This window comes from Nonomuraea sp. NPDC048916 (assembly GCF_040649575.1).
GTDB lineage: Bacteria > Actinomycetota > Actinomycetes > Streptosporangiales > Streptosporangiaceae > Nonomuraea.
Genome location: NZ_JBEZFS010000219.1, coordinates 1 through 468, shown reverse-complemented (window position 1 = coordinate 468; position 468 = coordinate 1). Strand labels below are relative to the sequence as shown.

The 468-nt window shown below is 71.2% G+C and carries 1 protein-coding gene; it reads right to left on the bottom strand.

What is annotated here, in order from left to right:
* Positions 1 to 99 precede the first annotated feature (99 nt).
* Positions 100 to 468, bottom strand: a 369-nt coding sequence (locus AB0C16_RS40535; protein ID WP_357691515.1) for a TCP-1/cpn60 chaperonin family protein, incomplete at its 5' end; no start/stop codon positions are given.

Genomic DNA, 468 nt, shown 5'->3' with positions numbered 1-468 from the left:
CCGGGAACCAGTGGTTCCGGACAGCGCTGAGGCCCGGCACCCCGTGTGGGATGCCGAGCCTCGGTGACGCTTACCGGCCGGCGTCAGTGATGCCTGGCGTCAGTGCGAGTGGCCGTGACCGTGGCCGTGGCCCGCGTCGGCCTCCTCTTCCGCCGGCTTCTCGACGACCAGGGTCTCGGTCGTCAGGAGCAGGGACGCGATGGACGCGGCGTTCTCCAGGGCGGAGCGGGTGACCTTGACCGGGTCGATGACACCGGACTTGACCAGGTCGCCGTACTCGCCGGTCGCGGCGTTGAAGCCCTGGCCCTTGTCGAGCTCGGCGACCTTGGAGGTGATGACGTAGCCCTCGAGGCCGGCGTTCTCGGCGATCCAGCGCAGCGGCTCGACGGCGGCGCGGCGGACGACCGCGACACCCGTGGCCTCGTCGCCGGTCTTGCCGAGGTTGCCCTCCAGGACCTTCACGGCGTG